Below are 19,218 nucleotides of genomic sequence, written 5' to 3' on the forward strand. Positions count from 1 at the left end.
ATCAGGCCTACGGTTTCTGCATTTCTTTTGTAGGCCGGATAAGGCGTTCACGCCGCATCCGGCACTGGTTGCCTGATGCGACGCTTGTGCGTCTTATCAGGCCTACGGTTTCTGCATTTCTTTTGTAGGCCGGATAAGGCGTTCACGCCGCATCCGGCACTGGTTGCCTGATGCGACGCTTGTGCGTCTTATCAGGCCTACGGTTTACGCATTACGTTGCAACAACATCGACTTGATATGGCCGATGGCGCGCGTCGGGTTCAGCCCCTTCGGACATACACTGACGCAGTTCATGATGCTGTGACAGCGGAATACACTGAATGCATCGCTCAAACCGTCGAGGCGGCTGTCAGTCTCGGTATCACGGCTATCGATCAGGAAACGATATGCCGCTAACAAGCCTGCCGGGCCGATAAACTTATCGGGATTCCACCAGAAAGACGGACAAGAGGTTGAACAACATGCGCAGAGAATACATTCATACAACCCGTCGAGTTTTTCGCGCTGCTCTGGCATCTGTAAATGCTCGCGAGCTGGCGGATTTTGTCCATTATTCAACAGGTAAGGCTTAATTTTCTCATATTGCGCATAGAATTGTCCCATGTCTACCACCAAATCGCGGATCACCGGTAAACCTGGCAGCGGGCGAATCACAATCTTCTTGCCCGGCTGGTTGAGTGCCGAAATCGGAGTAATACAGGCCAGACCATTCTTACCGTTCATGTTCAGACCGTCGGAACCGCACACACCTTCACGGCAGGAGCGGCGGAACGACAGGCTGGGATCTTTCTCTTTCAGCTGAATAAGCGCATCCAGCAGCATCATGTCGCGACCTTCTTCCGCTTCCAGGGTGTAATCCTGCATACGCGGAGCATCATCAACATCCGGGTTATAGCGATAAATTGAAAACTCGAGTCTCATTTTCCTGTCTCCGCATTAGTAAGTACGAATCTTCGGCGGGAATGCCGGGCGCAGTTTCGGTTCCATGTTGACGCTTCGGCGCGTCATGGATTCCGACTCTGGCAGATACAGGGAGTGGCACAGCCAGTTTTCATCATCACGATCCGGGAAGTCGAAGCGGCTATGCGCGCCACGGCTTTCGGTACGGAAGTTGGCAGAAACAGCCGTTGCATACGCCGTTTCCATCAGGTTATCCAGTTCCAGGCACTCAACGCGCTGGGTGTTGAACTCGCTGGAAGTGTCATCCAGACGGGCATTTTTCAGACGCTCGCGGATAACTTTCAACTGCTCAAGCCCTTTCGCCATCGCATCACCTTCACGGAAGACCGAGAAGTTATGCTGCATACATTCTTGCAGTGCTTTACGGATCGCCACCGGATCTTCACCGTTACGGTTATTGTTCCAGCGGTTCAGGCGATCCAGAGACGCTTCTACATCAGACTCGCTGGCATCGCGCAGTGCGCCCTGCTCGGCAATAGACTCTTGCAGATGCAGACCTGCCGCACGACCAAATACGACCAGGTCCAGCAGCGAGTTGCCGCCCAGACGGTTAGCGCCATGTACCGATACACAAGCGATTTCACCAACGGCAAACAGCCCCGGAACAACCACATCTTCGCCTTTCTCATTCACAGTCAGCGCCTGACCGGTCACTTTGGTCGGAATACCGCCCATCATGTAGTGACAGGTTGGAATTACCGGAATCGGCTCTTTCACCGGATCAACGTGAGCGAAGGTGCGGGAGAGTTCCAGAATACCCGGCAGACGGGATTCGAGAACTTCTTTCCCCAGATGGTCAAGTTTCAGTTTTGCGTGTGGCCCCCACGGACCATCACAGCCGCGGCCTTCACGGATTTCGATCATGATGGAACGCGCTACCACGTCACGGCCCGCCAGGTCTTTGGCGTTCGGCGCATAACGCTCCATAAAGCGTTCGCCATGTTTGTTCAGCAGATAACCGCCTTCACCACGGCAACCTTCGGTGACCAGTACGCCCGCACCGGCAATACCGGTCGGGTGGAACTGCCACATTTCCATATCCTGTACCGGTACGCCTGCACGGATAGCCATGCCGACACCGTCGCCAGTGTTAATGTGGGCGTTAGTGGTGGACTGATAAATACGCCCTGCCCCGCCAGTCGCCAGCACTGTCGCGCGAGCTTTAAAGTAAACCACTTCACCAGTTTCGATGCACAGTGCGGTACAACCGACCACTGCGCCATCCTGGTTTTTCACCAGATCCAACGCATACCACTCGGAGAAAATAGTGGTGTGGTTTTTCAGGTTCTGCTGATAAAGGGTGTGCAACAGTGCGTGACCGGTACGGTCGGCAGCCGCCGCAGTACGTGCCGCCTGCTCGCCGCCGAAGTTTTTCGACTGACCGCCAAACGGACGTTGATAGATACGACCATCATCAAGACGCGAGAACGGCAGGCCCATATGTTCCAGTTCCAGAATCGCTTCCGGCCCGGTTTTACACATATATTCAATCGCGTCCTGGTCACCGATATAGTCCGACCCTTTTACGGTGTCGTACATATGCCATTCCCAGTTATCTTCATGGGTATTACCCAGCGCAACGGTAATACCACCTTGCGCAGAAACGGTATGGGAACGGGTCGGGAAGACTTTAGAGAGCAGCGCACAGGTCTGGCCACTCTGGGAAATTTGCAGCGCCGCGCGCATACCTGCGCCGCCAGCACCAATCACAACTGCATCAAATTCTCTGACTGGCAATTTCATCACACACCCCACACCACAACGAATCCATAAATCACGTAAACCACCAGTGCAACGACAATCACCAGTTGCAGCATCAGGCGCAAGGCCAGCGGTTTAACGTAGTCGGTCAACACCTGCCACATGCCGATCCAGGCATGGATCAAGATAGAAAACAGCGCCAGCAGGGTGAACACTTTGGTGAACGCAGAGGCGAAGAAACCGATCCAGACTTCATATGTCAGCTCGCCACTGGTAGCGAAAAAACCGACCATATAAATGATGTAGAGCGTCAGGACGATAGCGGTAGCACGAACGAGGATGAAATCATGTACGCCATTGCGTCCTAATGCGGAGGCGTTGCTTACCATACGAGGACTCCTGCGAGAAGTGAAAACACGACAGTAATAACAAAGGAGATTTTGGCGGAGCGTTTACCCGCTTCGAATGTTTCTTCCAGATAGCCAAAATCCATCATCATGTGGCGAATACCTACGACGACGTGATATGCCAGAGCGGTAAGGATGCCCCACATGATAAATTTGACGAAGAAGCTGCCCATAATCGCGGAAGCTTGCTCGAAACCTTCAGGGGAAGAGAGGCTGGTACCCAGAAGCCACAGCAGGATGCCCACTGCAACAAAGGTGATCACACCGGAAACGCGATGGAGAATGGACGCTATCGCCGTGACGGGGAACCGGATGGTCTGTAGGTCCAGATTAACAGGTCTTTGTTTTTTCACATTTCTTATCATGAATAACGCCCACATGCTGTTCTTATTATTCCCTGGGGACTACGGGCACAGAGGTTAACTTTCTGTTACCAGGAGACGTCGGGATTTCCTTCCTCCGGTCTGCTTGCGGGTCAGACAGCGTCCTTTCTATAACTGCGCGTCATGCAAAACACTGCTTCCAGATGCGAAAACGACACGTTACAACGCTGGGTGGCTCGGGATTGCAGGGTGTTCCGGAGACCTGGCGGCAGTATAGGCTGTTCACAAAATCATTACAATTAACCTACATATAGTTTGTCGGGTTTTATCCCGAACAGTGATCTGCGTCACGATAACAACATTTATTTAATTTTTAATCATCTAATTTGACAATCATTCAACAAAGTTGTTACAAACATTACCAGGAAAAGCATATAATGCGTAAAAGTTATGAAGTCGGTATTTCACCTAAGATTAACTTATGTAACAGTGTGGAAGTATTGACCAATTCATTCGGGACAGTTATTAGTGGTAGACAAGTTTAATAATTCGGATTGCTAAGTACTTGATTCGCCATTTATTCGTCATCAATAGATCCTTTACCTGCAAGCGCCCAGAGCTCTGTACCCAGGTTTTCCCCTCTTTCACAGAGCGGCGAGCCAAATAACAAACGGGTAAAGCCAGGTTGATGTGCGAAGGCAAATTTAAGTTCCGGCAGTCTTACGCAATAAGGCGCTAAGGAGACCTTAAATGGCTGATACAAAAGCAAAACTCACCCTCAACGGGGACACAGCTGTTGAACTGGATGTGCTGAAAGGCACGCTGGGTCAAGATGTTATTGATATCCGTACTCTCGGTTCAAAAGGTGTGTTCACCTTTGACCCAGGCTTCACTTCAACCGCATCCTGCGAATCTAAAATTACTTTTATTGATGGTGATGAAGGTATTTTGCTGCACCGCGGTTTCCCGATCGATCAGCTGGCGACCGATTCTAACTACCTGGAAGTTTGTTACATCCTGCTGAATGGTGAAAAACCGACTCAGGAACAGTATGACGAATTTAAAACTACGGTGACCCGTCATACCATGATCCACGAGCAGATTACCCGTCTGTTCCATGCTTTCCGTCGCGACTCGCATCCAATGGCAGTCATGTGTGGTATTACCGGCGCGCTGGCAGCGTTCTATCACGACTCGCTGGATGTTAACAATCCTCGTCATCGTGAAATTGCCGCGTTCCGCCTGCTGTCAAAAATGCCGACCATGGCCGCGATGTGTTACAAGTATTCCATTGGTCAGCCATTTGTTTACCCGCGCAACGATCTCTCCTACGCCGGTAACTTCCTGAATATGATGTTCTCCACGCCGTGCGAACCGTATGAAGTTAATCCGATTCTGGAACGTGCTATGGACCGTATTCTGATCCTGCACGCTGACCATGAACAGAACGCCTCCACCTCCACCGTGCGTACCGCTGGCTCTTCGGGTGCGAACCCGTTTGCCTGTATCGCAGCAGGTATTGCTTCACTGTGGGGACCTGCGCACGGTGGTGCTAACGAAGCGGCGCTGAAAATGCTGGAAGAAATCAGCTCCGTTAAACACATTCCAGAATTTGTTCGTCGTGCGAAAGACAAAAATGATTCTTTCCGCCTGATGGGCTTCGGTCACCGCGTGTACAAAAATTACGACCCGCGCGCCACCGTAATGCGTGAAACCTGCCATGAAGTTCTGAAAGAGCTGGGTACCAAAGATGACCTGCTGGAAGTGGCTATGGAGCTGGAAAACATCGCGCTGAACGACCCGTACTTTATCGAGAAAAAACTGTACCCGAACGTCGATTTCTACTCTGGTATCATCCTGAAAGCGATGGGTATTCCGTCTTCTATGTTCACCGTGATCTTCGCTATGGCACGTACGGTTGGCTGGATCGCCCACTGGAGCGAAATGCACAGTGACGGTATGAAGATTGCCCGTCCGCGTCAGCTGTATACAGGATATGAAAAACGCGACTTTAAAAGCGATATCAAGCGTTAATGGTTGATTGCTAAGCCGTTCACTTTCCGGACCCGCCTTTAATAGAGCGGGTTCTTTTTATATGGCTGAACATAAAAAATTGTAAAAATTAAACCAGATGCAAATACCCATTAATAATGGTGAAAAAATATTTCACCGGAAACACTGGTGATTGATTTGGGTAAATTTAACTTACTGGATATTCGCCGCCACACAATGTCGAAAACATTCAGTATCAAGACAACAAAATCGCAAAATGACCAGTGTACCGACGGATTTAAGGTCAGCTCCTCGTTTTATACCGAAAAAACGTTGGTTGAAGAAGATAAAGCATTGTTGATTGGTAATGGTCTGAAGCTACGTATACTGGATGAAAACGCCTCGCCTTATACATTCAATAAATATGCTGAATACGCCGATTTCACCAGTGATATGCTGATCTACGAAAAAACCTATACGGCTGAATTATCGTCCACACCTGGCACTCCCATCGCGGCGGGTCCCTTCGATACAGTGGTACTTTTTAAGATTAACTATAACTGATTTAACACGACGCCCTTTTCAGCCGGAAAGGGCAACGTATTCAGATTATTGCTGATTTTCCCCTTTTCCTTGATTACCGTTATTTTTTCCAGACCCAGCTTTCTTTATGCTGTATCGATACACCAAAGATAAAATAATGAGGAAGCGAAGAATGCCTGTATTGCAGTGGGGAATGTTATGTGTTCTGTCACTTCTCCTTTCTATTGGCTTCCTCGCTTTACATCTCCCGGCGGCACTCCTGCTTGGCCCGATGATCGCCGGGATCATCTTCAGTATGCGCGGAGTCACTCTGCAACTTCCCCGCTCCGCTTTTCTCGCTGCCCAAGCCATTCTTGGCTGCATGATTGCACAAAACCTCACTGGTTCGATTCTCACCACGCTGGCCGTCAACTGGCCGATCGTGCTTGCGATTTTACTGGTGACGCTGCTTTCCAGCGCCATCGTGGGTTGGTTATTGGTGCGCTATAGCTCACTGCCTGGAAATACCGGGGCCTGGGGTTCTTCTCCTGGCGGCGCGGCGGCAATGGTCGCAATGGCGCAAGATTACGGCGCAGATATTCGCCTGGTGGCGTTTATGCAATATCTGCGAGTGCTGTTCGTCGCGGGGGCCGCTGTTCTGGTCACCCGCATGATGCTGGGCGATAACGCTGAAGCGGTTAACCAGCAGATCGTCTGGTTCCCGCCAGTGAGCATTAATCTCCTGCTTACGATTTTGCTCGCGGTCGTTGCCGGTACGGCGGGATGCTTGCTACGTCTTCCTTCCGGCACGATGCTCATCCCGATGCTGGCGGGCGCAGTGCTCCAGTCTGGTCAGCTCATCACGATTGAACTCCCGGAATGGCTGCTGGCGATGGCATATATGGCAATTGGCTGGCGGATTGGTCTTGGTTTCGATAAGCAAATATTACTGCGGGCATTGCGCCCACTGCCACAAATCCTGCTGTCGATTTTTGCTCTGCTGGCTATTTGTGCGGGTATGGCGTGGGGGCTGACCCGGTTTATGCATATTGATTTTATGACCGCCTACCTCGCCACCAGCCCCGGCGGGCTTGATACCGTGGCGGTCATCGCCGCAGGGAGCAATGCCGATATGGCGCTCATCATGGCGATGCAAACCCTGCGCCTGTTCAGTATTTTGCTGACGGGGCCTGCCATCGCACGGTTTATTTCAACCTATGCGCCGAAGCGTTCGGCCTAGTGCTGGCAGCCTGGGCACCAGTAAAACGGGCGCGATGACAGCGTGGTTTTCTCAATGATGCCGCCACAGCGTTCGCAAGGTTCGCCATCACGATGAAAAACCTTAAAGCGAAACAGCGCCCCATGATATTTGTTTTCATCCACCTGGCCCCGCGTAGCGTAAGAAAGTCGCGGAATATCCAGTAACGCGTGTGCGAGTGCATCCAGTTGCGCCGCATTGAGATCTTTCGCTTTATGATTTCCGGTCAACCCAACCTGCCAGAGGATCTCCACCCGCAAATAATTGCCAAGTCCTGCCAGAAACGCCTGATCGAGCAGTAATCCAGCAAACTGACGGTTACGAAAGCGCGGCGACAATAATCGTTCCTTTACCACCTCTGGCGTCAGATTCGGATCCAGCACATCGGGACCAACGCGTTGTAAAAACGGATGCGTGGTCAGTTGTTCCGGAGTCAACATCTCAATATCCGAGGCGCTATAAAGCAGAATGGTTTTGTCAGCCGTTTGCAGTTTTACCCGCAATACTCGCGTGGTCTGCGGCTCTTCGCCGGTATCAACCACGCGCCAGACGCCGTAAAGCTGATTATGGCTGTAGAGCGTTAAGTCGTTGGAAAAATGAGTTAACAACGCCTTACCACGCGTTTCCACATGGGTAACGTGTTGACCGATAAGTCGTGATTGATAAGATTTTAACTGCGGGAAGGCAAACCAGACATCAGTTAGTGGTTTGCCTTTGATCGCCGCCTCCAGGTTATCCGCTGCACGGCGGATCTCCGGGCCTTCAGGCATGGTGATATCCTTTTTTCATTCTTTATTAAGCGGGGTTATGCTGCGACAACAATCCCCTTTTCAGCAAATGTAGCTCGTAATCGGCGGGCGAACGCCAGTGCGTGCTCGCCATCGCCATGTAGGCAGACCGTTTGCGCCGTGACCATTGCCCATTCGCCGGTGATACTTTTGACTCTGCCGTATTGCACCATCTCCAACGTTTGCGCCAGCGCCTGTTCTTCGTTTTCAATCAACGCGCCTGGCTGGCTTCGCGGCACCAGCGAACCGTCTGCCTGATAACCACGATCGGCAAACACTTCCTCGCGCGTTACCAGGCCATATCGTTCGCCTGCACGAATCAGCTCGCTTCCTGCCAGCCCGACGAGAATCAATGCCGGATCGCAAGCGTATACCGCTCTGGCGATAGCGTCTGCCAGTTGTGCCTCTTTCGCCGCCTGGTTGTATAACATGCCGTGCGGTTTGACATGACACATTACGCCGCCTTGCGCACGGGTAATCGCTGCCAGCGCGCCAATTTGATACAGCGTCTGGGCGAAAACGGTTTCTGGCGGCAGCTGCATGGCGCTGCGACCAAAATTTTCCCTGTCGGGAAAACTCGGGTGCGCGCCAATCGCGACACCGTTTTTTATTGCTTCACGCACGCAAGCCTGCATGGTTTGCGCATCGCCTGCATGAAATCCACAGGCAATATTGGCAGAGGAAACCAGCGTTAATAGCTCTGCGTCGCTGGCGCAGCCTTCGCCCAGATCGGCGTTCAGGTCAATTTTCATTGTGCAGCCGCCATGCTAATTGTTCGAAATAACGTTGTTGATCTTGCCGTGCTTTCAGTGCCTCTTCCAGTGAACACTGGACAAAATGAATCGGCTGACCGAGCGGAATTTGCGCCAGATGGTACATATCAGCCTCAATGATACAGGCAATACGCGGGTAACCACCGGTGGTTTGCGCATCGTTCATCAACACAATGGGCTGCCCGTTATGCGGCACCTGCACCACACCTGGTAACAAACCGTGAGATAACAGTTCGCGATCGGTGGTGCGTTTTAAAATTTGCCCCTGTAAGCGATAGCCCATCCGGTTACTTTGCGAGCTAAGCTGCCAGGGCGAACGCCAGAATGCATCCTGCGAGGCGCGATCGAACTCATGATATTCCGGCCCCGGCAAGGCGCGAATGCGGTTGCCCCACAGCAGCTGTTTAACGCCCTGCGCTTCCATAAAATCACGCTTCGCTTTGCCAATCGGGAGTCGGTCACCATCCCTCAGTAAACGGCCTTCCAGCCCGCCAATCCCCACTTTGAGATCGGTGCTGCATGATCCCATTACCGGCGGAACATCAATACCACCCGCGACCGCCAGATAACTGCGCATCCCGTGCTGCGGGCGTTTAAGCGTTAAACGCTGGCCTGCTCTCATTGGCAATCGCCAGCCGGTCCAGACGGCGTTATCATCCAGCCGCGCTTCGCAACCGGCACCCGTCAGGGCAAACCACCCATCAGTTTCGAACTCAACCGTTAACTGACCGAGCGTGATCTCCAGCGCGGGGGCGTTGGCGTCATTACCCACCAGCAGGTTAGCAATGCGCAGCGCAGGCATATCCAGTGCGCCGCAGTGGCTGATACCCGACTGGCGAAAACCGTGACGACCGCCATCCTGCACAGTGGTATACATGCCCGCACGAATAATCTTCAGCATACTCCCTCCTTCTGGGGTACAAAGCGCACGCTGTCTCCCGGACGTAATAAGATGGGTTCGTCACGCTCCGGATCAAACAGGCTGAGTGAGGTATGACCAATCAACTGCCAGCCACCCGGCGTTGCCAGCGGATAAACACCGGTCTGCGGCCCGCCGATCCCGACAGAACCTGCCGGAACGTGCAAGCGCGGTTCAGCGCGCCGTGGCGTGTGTAGTTGTTCCGGCAAACTCCCGAGATACGGGAAGCCCGGTTGAAAACCTAAAAACCAGACCACGTATTCCACGGAGGAGTGCAATTCAACAACCTGTTTTTCGCTCAATCCACAATGCGCCGCGACCACCGCCAAATCCGGTCCGGCTGCGCCACCGTAAACCACCGGAATTTCAATAAAGCGAGACTCCGGCTCCAGCGCCTCACTCTCCTCCCACCAGCGTTGCAAACGCTCTATGGCATCCAGCGCCAGCGACTCAGGATTACGCAAAATCACTGTGATATTGTTCATGCCAGGAATGGCTTCAACCACATTCGGCATATCCACCAGACGCTGTGCCAGTCGCCAGATCCGTTTCTGGCTAGCCAGCGTCACCGGCGGTTCCAGTTCCAGTACTACCACCGTTTCACCTATCAGATAACAACGCGCTCGTTGCACTTTCGATCCCTCTGATTATTCGTTATGCAGGATTAGGAATATCAATAAAGGTCACATCAAGATCGGTATTTTCATTCAGCCACTCGCTCAATGCGCGAATACCACCGCGTTCAGTGGCATGGTGACCCGCAGCATAAAAATGCAATCCCTGCTCGCGGGCTGAATGAATGGTCTGTTCAGAAACTTCGCCAGTAATAAAAGCATCCACGCCAAAACGCGCGGCGCTATCGATAAAACTTTGCCCGCCGCCCGTGCACCAGGCGACGCGCTGGACCACCTCAGGTCCGGTATCGCCACACCATAACGGCTTACGTCCCAGACGCGCTTCAATCCAGGAGGCCAGTTCTAGTCCCGGCACAGGCATGGTCAGTTCGCCCCACGGCACCAACGGCTCAATTTCGCCCATGACCGTGATCCCCAGTAACGCCGCCAGTTGTGCGTTATTACCCAGCTCCGGATGCGCGTCCAGGGGCAGATGCCAGCCATACAGGTTGATATCATTCGCCAGCAACGTTTTTAAACGGTTACGCTTCATTCCGCGAATGACCGGAGATTCGCCTTTCCAGAAGTAGCCATGATGCACAATGACCGCATCCGCGCCCAGACGCACTGCCTCATCGAGCAAAGCCTGGCTGGCAGTGACACCGGTAACAATTTTTTGCACCGTCTCTTTGCCTTCCACCTGCAAACCATTCGGCGCGTAATCACTAATCGCCGCGCTGTTCAGTTTTTCGTTAATCAGTTGTTCCAGTTCGGTGTTTTTCATCTTCGCGCCTTCCGTATTCTGATAGCTACACCGTTAACATAGCGTTACCTCGCCTGTTCGTCGATAGCCAATCTTTTGACATATTAAGAAACAAACCCGACGCCAAAAGACGCAAATTGTTTATATCATCACGCTTCAGCTAATGTATATTTATGCAATCAGACAGCATATTGCATAAATAATCAGATCTGTATCAAAGTTTTAACTTTAAGGAAACACAAGCACGCCGCGCAACTATTACGTGACGTTGCAGTCAATTGTGGAATTATTATGAATAAACACGCATCACAACCGCGCGCTATTTACTATGTCGTTGCGCTGCAAATCTGGGAATATTTTAGCTTTTACGGCATGCGTGCCCTGCTGATCCTCTATCTCACCAATCAACTAAAATATAGCGATAATCACGCCTACGAGTTATTTAGCGCCTACTGTTCGCTGGTATATGTCACGCCAATCCTCGGTGGCTTTTTGGCGGATAAAGTTCTCGGCAATCGCATGGCGGTGATGCTGGGGGCGTTGTTGATGGCGATCGGTCATGTGGTGCTGGGTGCCAGTGAGATCCATCCGTCATTCCTCTATCTGTCCCTGGCGATTATCGTCTGCGGCTATGGTCTGTTTAAATCCAACGTCAGTTGCCTGCTCGGCGAGCTGTATGAGCCAACCGATCCACGTCGTGATGGCGGTTTCTCGCTGATGTATGCGGCGGGTAACGTGGGGTCTATTATCGCACCTATCGCCTGTGGTTTCGCCCAGGAAGAGTACAGTTGGGCGATGGGCTTTGGCCTGGCGGCGGTGGGTATGATCGCGGGTCTGGTCATTTTCTTATGTGGCAATCGTCATTTCACACACACCCGCGGCGTTAACAAAAAGGTACTGCGTGCGACAAACTTTCTCCTGCCCAACTGGGGATGGCTACTGGTTCTGCTGGTGGCAACGCCTGCGCTGATTACCGTGTTGTTCTGGAAAGAGTGGTCGGTATACGCCTTGATTGTCGCGACGATCATTGGCCTTGGGGTTCTGGCAAAAATTTATCGCAAAGCAGAAAACCAAAAACAGCGTAAGGAGCTGGGGCTGATTGTTACCCTCACCTTCTTCAGCATGTTGTTCTGGGCATTCGCACAACAGGGGGGTAGCTCGATTAGCCTTTATATCGACCGCTTCGTTAACCGCGATATGTTTGGTTATACCGTTCCGACTGCTATGTTCCAGTCGATTAATGCCTTCGCAGTTATGCTGTGCGGTGTGTTCCTGGCGTGGGTGGTTAAAGAAAGCGTCGCAGGTAATCGTACCGTGCGCATCTGGGGAAAATTTGCTCTTGGCCTTGGCCTGATGAGCGCCGGATTCTGCATTCTGACCTTAAGCGCCCGCTGGTCCGCAATGTATGGTCACTCTTCTCTGCCACTGATGGTGTTAGGCCTGGCGGTGATGGGCTTTGCGGAACTGTTTATCGATCCGGTTGCTATGTCGCAGATTACGCGCATTGAAATCCCCGGCGTGACCGGCGTATTAACCGGCATTTATATGCTGCTTTCCGGCGCGATTGCGAACTATCTGGCGGGCGTGATTGCCGATCAGACATCGCAGGCTTCGTTTGATGCTTCCGGGGCGATCAACTACTCCATCAATGCATATATTGAAGTATTTGATCAAATTACCTGGGGCGCACTGGCGTGTGTAGGACTGGTACTGATGATTTGGCTGTATCAGGCGCTTAAGTTCAGAAACCGCGCGCTGGCGCTGGAGTCTTAATAAGCCAGCACCATGCCTGATAAAACGCTCGCTGCGTTTTATCAGGCTCCTTTCCTCGCTTCTTCGTACGCTGCCAGCGTTCGCAGCCTTGCCTCTTTGTGATCGACTATCGGTTGCGGATAATCCAACGTCACACCTGTTTTCTCTGCCCACTTCCACGGCTCATGCACCGCTTTCCCCGGTACATCGCGCAGCTCCGGTAGCCACTGGCGGATAAATTCGCCTTCGCGGTCAAATTTCTCGCCCTGAGTTGTCGGGTTGAAAATACGAAAATACGGCGCTGCATCAGTACCCGTAGAAGCGGCCCACTGCCAGCCACCGTTATTAGCTGCCAAATCACCATCAATCAGCTGCGACATGAAATATCGCTCGCCTTCGCGCCAGTCGATCAACAAATCTTTCACCAGAAAACTGGCTGTAATCATCCGTAGCCGGTTATGCATCCAGCCAGTGCTGTTAAGCTGACGCATGGCAGCATCGACAATCGGGTATCCCGTTTTGCCTTCCTGCCAGGCCTTTAAATGGGCGGGATTACTTTGCCACTGTACACGATCCGTCCAGGCAATAAACGGACGATGTTTACACAGCGAAGGATAATACGTCATCAAATGGCGGTAGAACTCGCGCCATATCAGCTCATTAAGCCAGACGCTCCCCGGTCCGCCTTCCAGCACCTGCGGTTGTTCCGCCAACAGGCGATGTAAACACTGGCGAGGCGATAACCCGCCCGTTGCCAGGCTGGCGGACAAACGACTGGTGCCTTCCACTGCCGGAAAATCTCGTTGTTGCTCATACTCTCCGGCACCGTTCTGGCAAAACTGGCGTAATTGCGCAATCGCCGCTTTTTCTTCCACCGGGAAATGCGCAGTATCGAAAGACTGACGAGGATAATTCAGCGTAATGGATGGCGCGGGCTCTATCGATCCGCTACTACGAACTTTTGGTGCAGCGACGCACTCCGGCATCCCTTCCCGCAGCCGTTTCAACCATGCGTTTTTAAAAGGCGTAAAGACTTTGTACATCTCATGATTGCCAGTCATCACCGCCCCCGGCGGCAGGATCACGCTGTCATCAAATCCTTCACACACCACGTTACGCAGCGTCCTCTCAGCCTGCACATCCCGCGCCCGCTCATTCACCTCATACTGATAGTTATAAAACAGATGGGTAATGCGATTTTCCGCGCACACCTGTTTAACTGTTTCGACACTGGCAGCAAAGTCATCCACTTCGCGGAACAATAAAGGAATGCCTTTTTCCGCCAGCGCGTTTTGCAGCGCATTAAGTTGTGTATTGATAAGTTCAGCCTGACGCGGCGACACATTATGCGCCGCCCACTGGTGTGGTGTAGCGATATACAACGCCAGCACGCGCGCAGACGAATTGCGGCAGGCGGCAGCCAGCGCGAGATTATCGTGCTGACGTAAATCCTGGCGAAACCAGACCAGATGGGTAGTCATAAAACTCCTGCATGGCGCAAGTTAATCACACGCGGCCAAAGTTCGAAATAACGCTGCCCTGAAAGCCAGGCGTCAGGATAAAGCGCCATATAGTGTTTGATACGCATCAGCGGCGCAAGAAGCGGTTGCTCGCCACGGCGATAACTGTCGATAAGCGCCGCCAGCTGCTGGCGTTCTGTGGAATCAATATGTGGGCGAAAATATCCCTGAACGTGCATCAAAACGTTAGTATGATCACGCCGGTTGGCAGGGTGAGAAAGCAAAACAATCACGCGTTGGCGGTACTGGTTGTAATAGTCATCCAGACTTTGCCACCGGTGAATATCAGCCACAAACGGGCCAAGTTTGCGGTACTCCGGCTGAGAATGCGCCAGAAAGACGAGTTTATAGCGGCTGTGATAATCGAGAAGCGCCCCGCGCGTTAGTCCTCGATCTTTGAGATTGTGTAACTCATGCAAAGCAAAAATGCGGATAAGGGTGCTGTCATCAAAAAGTTGTTGATTCATTACTGCTCCTGAACGGTTTACAGGAGTAAGTGTAGACGCCGAAAAAAGAAAACCGCCAGCGTTTCCACCGGCGGTTTTCTTTAAACGTCATGTTTGGCAATCAGTAAAAATCACTGGTTGCCTTTTCGGCCTGATCCATCCACACCGGTTTATCGCTGGTTTTCGACCAGACGCGGTGCAGGTAGCTATAAAAGCGGGCGCGGTCTTTCCAGAAAAGCATGAAAGGCAGCGCCAGAACGCCCGCTGCAACCGCACAAGTACGGCGTAAAAAGATAAGCCATGCAGGATATTCTTTGTAGAGTTCCATACTTTTCTCCCCCTTTTGTATCTACCCGGTGAATAGCACCGGAAAAATGAATTCGTTTATCTGATGAAAATAGTACCGCTGTTTGTGTAATTTTACTACTCATCCGACCACTTATTTTTGCTTATTGATGGTTTATTTACATTCACCGTGTAATTAAGTTACATAAAAGTTAAATTAATACTAAGCATTAGTTAAATCATGGCTTTTGCCATTTTTATACTTTTTTTACACCCCGCCCGCAGATTTTTGCGAAATCTTTGCAGCCAGAACTCTACCCTTCCGGTATCACTTTTAGGCCACTGGAGGTGCACTGTGAGTGCAGGCGTGATAGCCGGCGTGTTGCTGGTGTTTTTATTACTGGGTTATCTGGTTTATGCCCTGATCAATGCGGAGGCGTTCTGATGGCTGCGCAAGGGTTCTTACTTATCGCCACGTTTTTACTGGTATTAATGGTGCTGGCACGTCCTTTAGGCAGCGGGCTGGCGCGGCTGATTAATGACATACCTCTTCCCGGTACAGCGGGTGTTGAACGCGTACTTTTTCGTTTACCTGGCGTCTCTGACAGTGAGATGAACTGGAAGCAGTATCTCTGTGCCATTCTCGGCCTGAACATGCTGGGGCTGGCGGTGCTGTTTTTTATGTTGCTCGGTCAGCACTATCTGCCGCTTAATCCACAGCAGTTGCCGGGGCTGTCGTGGGATCTGGCGCTCAATACCGCCGTCAGCTTTGTCACGAATACCAACTGGCAATCTTATAGCGGTGAAACCACGTTGAGCTATTTCAGCCAGATGGCGGGCTTAACGGTGCAAAACTTTCTTTCTGCCGCCAGCGGGATTGCGGTGATTTTTGCGCTTATTCGCGCGTTTACCCGCCAGAGCATGAGCACGCTCGGTAATGCCTGGGTCGATCTGCTACGCATCACGTTATGGGTGTTAGCCCCTGTGGCATTGTTGATCGCACTGTTTTTTATACAACAAGGTGCGCTGCAAAACTTTTTGCCTTATCAGGCTGTGACGACCATTGAAGGATCGCAACAGCTGTTACCAATGGGGCCAGTAGCTTCTCAGGAAGCGATCAAAATGCTCGGAACTAACGGCGGTGGCTTTTTTAATGCCAACTCGTCGCATCCGTTTGAAAACCCAACCGCACTGACCAACTTCGTGCAAATGCTGGCGATTTTCTTGATCCCAACAGCGCTGTGCTTTGCCTTTGGTGAAGTGGCGGGCGATCGTCGCCAGGGGCGCATGTTGCTGTGGGCGATGTCGGTGATTTTTGTCATCTGCGTAGGCGTAGTGATGTGGGCAGAAGTTCAGGGTAATCCGCATCTGCTGGCGCTCGGCGCGGACAGCAGCATCAATATGGAAGGTAAAGAGAGCCGTTTCGGCGTGCTGGTCAGTAGCCTGTTTGCGGTCGTGACTACGGCGGCTTCCTGCGGCGCGGTGATTGCGATGCATGATTCGTTTACCGCTCTTGGTGGCATGGTGCCGATGTGGTTGATGCAAATTGGTGAAGTGGTATTCGGCGGCGTCGGTTCCGGCCTTTACGGCATGATGCTGTTTGTCCTGCTGGCGGTGTTTATTGCCGGGCTGATGATTGGTCGTACACCGGAATATCTGGGTAAAAAAATCGACGTACGCGAGATGAAACTGACTGCACTGGCGATTCTGGTCACCCCGACGCTGGTGCTGATGGGCGCGGCGCTGGCAATGATGACCGACGCCGGACGTAGCGCCATGCTCAACCCTGGCCCGCATGGTTTTAGCGAAGTGCTGTACGCCGTGTCATCCGCCGCTAACAACAACGGCAGCGCCTTTGCCGGATTAAGCGCCAACTCTCCATTCTGGAACTGTTTACTGGCGTTGTGCATGTTTGTCGGGCGCTTCGGGGTGATTATCCCGGTGATGGCAATTGCCGGTTCGCTGGTGAGTAAAAAGAGCCAACCCGCCAGCTCCGGCACATTGCCAACGCACGGCCCGCTGTTTGTTGGCCTGTTAATCGGCACCGTGTTGCTGGTTGGCGCACTGACCTTTATCCCTGCCCTGGCGCTTGGTCCGGTGGCGGAATATCTCTCCTGATGATATTGAGTGAGCACTGAATATGAGTCGTAAACAACTGGCGCTATTCGAACCAACACTTGTCGTTCAGGCGCTGAAAGAAGCGGTGAAAAAATTAAACCCGCAGGCGCAATGGCGCAATCCGGTGATGTTTATCGTCTGGATCGGCAGTCTGCTGACCACCTGTATTAGCATCGCGATGGCAAGCGGTGTGATGCCTGGCAATGCGCTGTTTAGCGCGGCAATTAGCGGCTGGCTGTGGGTCACCGTACTGTTCGCTAATTTCGCCGAGGCGTTGGCAGAAGGCCGCAGTAAAGCGCAGGCCAACAGTCTGAAAGGGGTGAAAAAAACCGCTTTTGCTCGCAAACTGCGCGAACCGAAATATGGCGCTGCGGCGGACAAAGTTCCTGCTGATCAACTGCGTAAAGGTGACATCGTGCTGGTAGAAGCTGGCGATATTATCCCCTGCGATGGTGAAGTCATTGAAGGCGGCGCATCGGTCGATGAAAGCGCCATCACCGGGGAATCGGCTCCGGTGATCCGTGAATCCGGCGGTGATTTTGCCTCCGTCACTGGCGGCACGCGTATTCTTTCTGACTGGCTGGTGATTGAGTGCAGCGTTAACCCCGGCGAGACATTTCTGGATCGGATGATCGCGATGGTGGAAGGTGCGCAGCGACGTAAAACGCCGAACGAGATTGCCCTGACCATTCTCCTGATTGCCCTGACTATCGTCTTTTTACTGGCAACCGCCACGCTGTGGCCGTTTTCCGCGTGGGGCGGTAATGCCGTCAGCGTAACGGTACTGGTGGCACTGCTGGTCTGTCTGATCCCAACCACTATTGGCGGCCTGTTGTCAGCGATTGGCGTCGCCGGGATGAGCCGGATGCTGGGCGCGAATGTTATTGCCACCAGCGGGCGAGCAGTTGAAGCAGCGGGTGATGTTGACGTTCTGCTGCTGGATAAAACCGGCACCATCACCCTCGGTAACCGTCAGGCGTCAGAGTTTATCCCCGCACAAGGCGTGGAGGAAAAAGCGCTGGCCGACGCCGCACAACTGGCTTCGCTGGCTGATGAAACGCCGGAAGGCCGCAGTATTGTGATCCTCGCCAAGCAGCGTTTTAACCTGCGCGAGCGCGATGTGCAGTCGCTCCATGCCACCTTTGTACCGTTTACTGCACAAAGCCGGATGAGCGGGATCAACATCGACAACCGCATGATCCGTAAAGGTTCTGTCGATGCCATTCGCCGCCATGTTGAGGCTAACGGCGGTCACTTCCCTGCCGATGTTGATCAAAAAGTCGATCAGGTTGCGCGTCAGGGAGCCACGCCGCTGGTGGTGGTGGAAGGTTCTCGTGTGCTGGGCGTTATTGCGCTGAAAGATATCGTCAAAGGCGGTATTAAAGAGCGCTTCGCCCAGCTGCGTAAAATGGGCATTAAAACGGTGATGATTACCGGCGATAACCGCCTGACTGCCGCCGCGATAGCTGCGGAAGCGGGTGTCGATGATTTTCTCGCCGAAGCAACACCGGAGGCCAAGCTGGCACTGATTCGTCAGTATCAGGCGGAAGGCCGTTTAGTGGCGATGACCGGCGATGGCACCAACGATGCTCCGGCGCTGGCACAGGCCGATGTTGCGGTGGCGATGAACTCCGGCACCCAGGCGGCGAAAGAAGCGGGCAATATGGTGGATCTCGACTCCAACCCGACCAAGTTGATCGAGGTAGTGCACATTGGCAAACAGATGCTGATGACCCGTGGCTCGTTGACCACCTTCAGCATTGCCAACGATGTGGCGAAATACTTCGCCATTATTCCAGCGGCGTTCGCGGCAACGTATCCGCAGTTAAATGCGCTGAACATCATGCGCCTGCATTCGCCCGACTCCGCCATTCTCAGTGCGGTCATTTTCAACGCCTTGATTATCGTCTTTTTGATTCCCCTGGCGTTAAAAGGCGTGAGTTATAAACCGCTTACCGCTTCTGCCATGTTGCGCCGTAACTTATGGATTTACGGTCTGGGTGGGCTGCTGGTGCCGTTTATTGGTATCAAAGTCATTGATTTACTGCTAACCGTTTGCGGTCTGGTGTGAGGTTTA

Annotated in this window: 19 protein-coding genes and 1 pseudogene; 8 read left to right on the top strand and 12 right to left on the bottom strand. The window is 52.5% G+C overall.

Annotation, left to right across the window (positions count from 1 at the left end):
- Positions 1–204: 204 nt before the first annotated feature.
- The 4 genes from sdhB to sdhC are packed head-to-tail and all read right to left on the bottom strand — an operon-like array spanning position 205 to position 3,448.
- Positions 205–921, bottom strand: a complete 717-nt coding sequence (gene sdhB, locus ACJHYO_RS05795; RefSeq protein WP_001235263.1) for a succinate dehydrogenase iron-sulfur subunit SdhB — start codon at positions 919–921, stop codon at positions 205–207.
- A 15-nt stretch (positions 922–936) separates the two neighbouring features.
- Entirely contained in the window at positions 937–2,703 is a 1,767-nt protein-coding gene (gene sdhA, locus ACJHYO_RS05800) for a succinate dehydrogenase flavoprotein subunit (protein ID WP_000775540.1), read from the bottom strand.
- Positions 2,703–3,050 carry a succinate dehydrogenase membrane anchor subunit gene (gene sdhD / locus ACJHYO_RS05805; protein WP_000254365.1) on the bottom strand — a complete coding sequence of 116 codons (348 nt, stop codon included), beginning with the start codon at positions 3,048–3,050 and terminating at the stop codon, positions 2,703–2,705. The genes sdhA and sdhD overlap by 1 nt, the downstream gene beginning before the upstream one ends.
- Entirely contained in the window at positions 3,044–3,448 is a 405-nt protein-coding gene (gene sdhC / locus ACJHYO_RS05810) for a succinate dehydrogenase cytochrome b556 subunit (protein ID WP_000263353.1), read from the bottom strand. The genes sdhD and sdhC overlap by 7 nt, the downstream gene beginning before the upstream one ends.
- A gap of 380 nt (positions 3,449–3,828) precedes the next feature.
- On the opposite strand from sdhC, the gene ACJHYO_RS05815 reads away from it, so the two are divergent.
- The 4 genes and pseudogenes from ACJHYO_RS05815 (at position 3,829) to ACJHYO_RS05830 (ending at position 7,145) form a co-directional block, all read left to right on the top strand.
- Positions 3,829–3,936 (top strand): hypothetical protein, encoded by a 108-nt coding sequence (locus ACJHYO_RS05815; protein ID WP_001305582.1) that lies wholly within the window; start codon positions 3,829–3,831, stop codon positions 3,934–3,936.
- 205 nt (positions 3,937–4,141) lie between these two features.
- Positions 4,142–5,425: a citrate synthase gene (gene gltA / locus ACJHYO_RS05820; RefSeq protein ID WP_000785834.1), complete on the top strand. Its 1,284-nt coding sequence runs from the start codon at positions 4,142–4,144 to the stop codon at positions 5,423–5,425.
- Between the two features lie 126 nt (positions 5,426–5,551).
- Positions 5,552–5,947: pseudogene (locus ACJHYO_RS05825) on the top strand (type 1 fimbrial protein); the annotation flags it as partial.
- A gap of 151 nt (positions 5,948–6,098) precedes the next feature.
- Positions 6,099–7,145: an AbrB family transcriptional regulator gene (locus ACJHYO_RS05830; RefSeq protein ID WP_001144719.1), complete on the top strand. Its 1,047-nt coding sequence runs from the start codon at positions 6,099–6,101 to the stop codon at positions 7,143–7,145.
- On the opposite strand, the gene nei is transcribed toward ACJHYO_RS05830, so the two are convergent.
- Genes nei through ybgI form a run of 5 tightly spaced genes read right to left on the bottom strand, consistent with a single transcriptional unit; the run spans position 7,142 to position 11,041 of the window.
- Positions 7,142–7,933: an endonuclease VIII gene (gene nei, locus ACJHYO_RS05835; RefSeq protein WP_001114006.1), complete on the bottom strand. Its 792-nt coding sequence runs from the start codon at positions 7,931–7,933 to the stop codon at positions 7,142–7,144. The two genes, ACJHYO_RS05830 and nei, sit on opposite strands and share 4 nt — an antisense overlap.
- Positions 7,934–7,968: 35 nt before the next feature.
- The gene (pxpA, locus tag ACJHYO_RS05840) at positions 7,969–8,703 is read right to left on the bottom strand and encodes a 5-oxoprolinase subunit PxpA (protein WP_000687123.1); all 735 of its coding nucleotides are present in this window, start codon (positions 8,701–8,703) and stop codon (positions 7,969–7,971) included.
- The gene (pxpC, locus tag ACJHYO_RS05845; protein WP_000912744.1) at positions 8,693–9,625 is read right to left on the bottom strand and encodes a 5-oxoprolinase subunit PxpC; all 933 of its coding nucleotides are present in this window, start codon (positions 9,623–9,625) and stop codon (positions 8,693–8,695) included. The genes pxpA and pxpC overlap by 11 nt, the downstream gene beginning before the upstream one ends.
- Positions 9,619–10,275: a 5-oxoprolinase subunit PxpB gene (pxpB, locus tag ACJHYO_RS05850; protein ID WP_001188361.1), complete on the bottom strand. Its 657-nt coding sequence runs from the start codon at positions 10,273–10,275 to the stop codon at positions 9,619–9,621. The genes pxpC and pxpB overlap by 7 nt, the downstream gene beginning before the upstream one ends.
- 22 nt (positions 10,276–10,297) lie before the next feature.
- Positions 10,298–11,041 (bottom strand): radiation resistance protein YbgI, encoded by a 744-nt coding sequence (gene ybgI / locus ACJHYO_RS05855; protein WP_000798871.1) that lies wholly within the window; start codon positions 11,039–11,041, stop codon positions 10,298–10,300.
- A gap of 270 nt (positions 11,042–11,311) precedes the next feature.
- Here ybgI and dtpD point away from each other — a divergent pair, with 270 nt between their 5' ends.
- On the top strand, positions 11,312–12,793 hold the full coding sequence (gene dtpD, locus ACJHYO_RS05860) for a dipeptide permease DtpD (protein WP_001032722.1): 1,482 nt from the start codon (positions 11,312–11,314) through the stop codon (positions 12,791–12,793).
- A gap of 41 nt (positions 12,794–12,834) precedes the next feature.
- Here the strand turns inward: dtpD and phrB are convergent, their stop codons facing one another.
- The 3 genes from phrB to ACJHYO_RS05875 form a co-directional block, all read right to left on the bottom strand.
- Positions 12,835–14,253, bottom strand: a complete 1,419-nt coding sequence (gene phrB / locus ACJHYO_RS05865; protein WP_001682708.1) for a deoxyribodipyrimidine photo-lyase — start codon at positions 14,251–14,253, stop codon at positions 12,835–12,837.
- On the bottom strand, positions 14,250–14,759 hold the full coding sequence (locus tag ACJHYO_RS05870) for a YbgA family protein (protein ID WP_001075783.1): 510 nt from the start codon (positions 14,757–14,759) through the stop codon (positions 14,250–14,252). Before ACJHYO_RS05870 ends, phrB begins: the two co-directional genes overlap by 4 nt.
- A 100-nt stretch (positions 14,760–14,859) precedes the next feature.
- Positions 14,860–15,066, bottom strand: coding sequence for a YbfA family protein (locus tag ACJHYO_RS05875; RefSeq protein WP_000424789.1), 207 nt, complete (start codon positions 15,064–15,066; stop codon positions 14,860–14,862).
- A 312-nt stretch (positions 15,067–15,378) separates the two neighbouring features.
- On the opposite strand from ACJHYO_RS05875, the gene kdpF reads away from it, so the two are divergent.
- Genes kdpF through kdpB form a run of 3 tightly spaced genes read left to right on the top strand, consistent with a single transcriptional unit; the run spans position 15,379 to position 19,212 of the window.
- The gene (gene kdpF, locus ACJHYO_RS05880; RefSeq protein WP_001365534.1) at positions 15,379–15,468 is read left to right on the top strand and encodes a K(+)-transporting ATPase subunit F; all 90 of its coding nucleotides are present in this window, start codon (positions 15,379–15,381) and stop codon (positions 15,466–15,468) included.
- Complete coding sequence (gene kdpA, locus ACJHYO_RS05885; RefSeq protein WP_001682707.1) at positions 15,468–17,141, top strand: potassium-transporting ATPase subunit KdpA; 1,674 nt, start codon at positions 15,468–15,470, stop codon at positions 17,139–17,141. The genes kdpF and kdpA overlap by 1 nt, the downstream gene beginning before the upstream one ends.
- 22 nt (positions 17,142–17,163) lie before the next feature.
- Positions 17,164–19,212: a potassium-transporting ATPase subunit KdpB gene (gene kdpB, locus ACJHYO_RS05890; protein ID WP_000087998.1), complete on the top strand. Its 2,049-nt coding sequence runs from the start codon at positions 17,164–17,166 to the stop codon at positions 19,210–19,212.
- Positions 19,213–19,218: the final 6 nt, after the last annotated feature.

The sequence above is a fragment of the Escherichia sp. WS1118 genome, assembly GCF_046487695.1.
GTDB lineage: Bacteria > Pseudomonadota > Gammaproteobacteria > Enterobacterales > Enterobacteriaceae > Escherichia > Escherichia coli.

Excerpts from the sequence above, each read along its gene's own strand:
- pxpA (WP_000687123.1), bottom strand. The coding sequence starts at position 8,703 with ATGAAAATTGACCTGAACGCCGATCTGGGCGAAGGCTGCGCCAGCGAC.
- nei (WP_001114006.1), bottom strand. The coding sequence starts at position 7,933 with ATGCCTGAAGGCCCGGAGATCCGCCGTGCAGCGGATAACCTGGAGGCG.
- ACJHYO_RS05815 (WP_001305582.1), top strand. The coding sequence starts at position 3,829 with ATGCGTAAAAGTTATGAAGTCGGTATTTCACCTAAGATTAACTTATGT.
- sdhC (WP_000263353.1), bottom strand. The coding sequence starts at position 3,448 with ATGTGGGCGTTATTCATGATAAGAAATGTGAAAAAACAAAGACCTGTT.
- pxpC (WP_000912744.1), bottom strand. The coding sequence starts at position 9,625 with ATGCTGAAGATTATTCGTGCGGGCATGTATACCACTGTGCAGGATGGC.
- ybgI (WP_000798871.1), bottom strand. The coding sequence starts at position 11,041 with ATGAAAAACACCGAACTGGAACAACTGATTAACGAAAAACTGAACAGC.
- dtpD (WP_001032722.1), top strand. The coding sequence starts at position 11,312 with ATGAATAAACACGCATCACAACCGCGCGCTATTTACTATGTCGTTGCG.
- kdpB (WP_000087998.1), top strand. The coding sequence starts at position 17,164 with ATGAGTCGTAAACAACTGGCGCTATTCGAACCAACACTTGTCGTTCAG.
- gltA (WP_000785834.1), top strand. The coding sequence starts at position 4,142 with ATGGCTGATACAAAAGCAAAACTCACCCTCAACGGGGACACAGCTGTT.
- phrB (WP_001682708.1), bottom strand. The coding sequence starts at position 14,253 with ATGACTACCCATCTGGTCTGGTTTCGCCAGGATTTACGTCAGCACGAT.
- ACJHYO_RS05870 (WP_001075783.1), bottom strand. The coding sequence starts at position 14,759 with ATGAATCAACAACTTTTTGATGACAGCACCCTTATCCGCATTTTTGCT.
- sdhB (WP_001235263.1), bottom strand. The coding sequence starts at position 921 with ATGAGACTCGAGTTTTCAATTTATCGCTATAACCCGGATGTTGATGAT.
- ACJHYO_RS05875 (WP_000424789.1), bottom strand. The coding sequence starts at position 15,066 with ATGGAACTCTACAAAGAATATCCTGCATGGCTTATCTTTTTACGCCGT.
- ACJHYO_RS05830 (WP_001144719.1), top strand. The coding sequence starts at position 6,099 with ATGCCTGTATTGCAGTGGGGAATGTTATGTGTTCTGTCACTTCTCCTT.
- kdpA (WP_001682707.1), top strand. The coding sequence starts at position 15,468 with ATGGCTGCGCAAGGGTTCTTACTTATCGCCACGTTTTTACTGGTATTA.
- sdhD (WP_000254365.1), bottom strand. The coding sequence starts at position 3,050 with ATGGTAAGCAACGCCTCCGCATTAGGACGCAATGGCGTACATGATTTC.
- sdhA (WP_000775540.1), bottom strand. The coding sequence starts at position 2,703 with ATGAAATTGCCAGTCAGAGAATTTGATGCAGTTGTGATTGGTGCTGGC.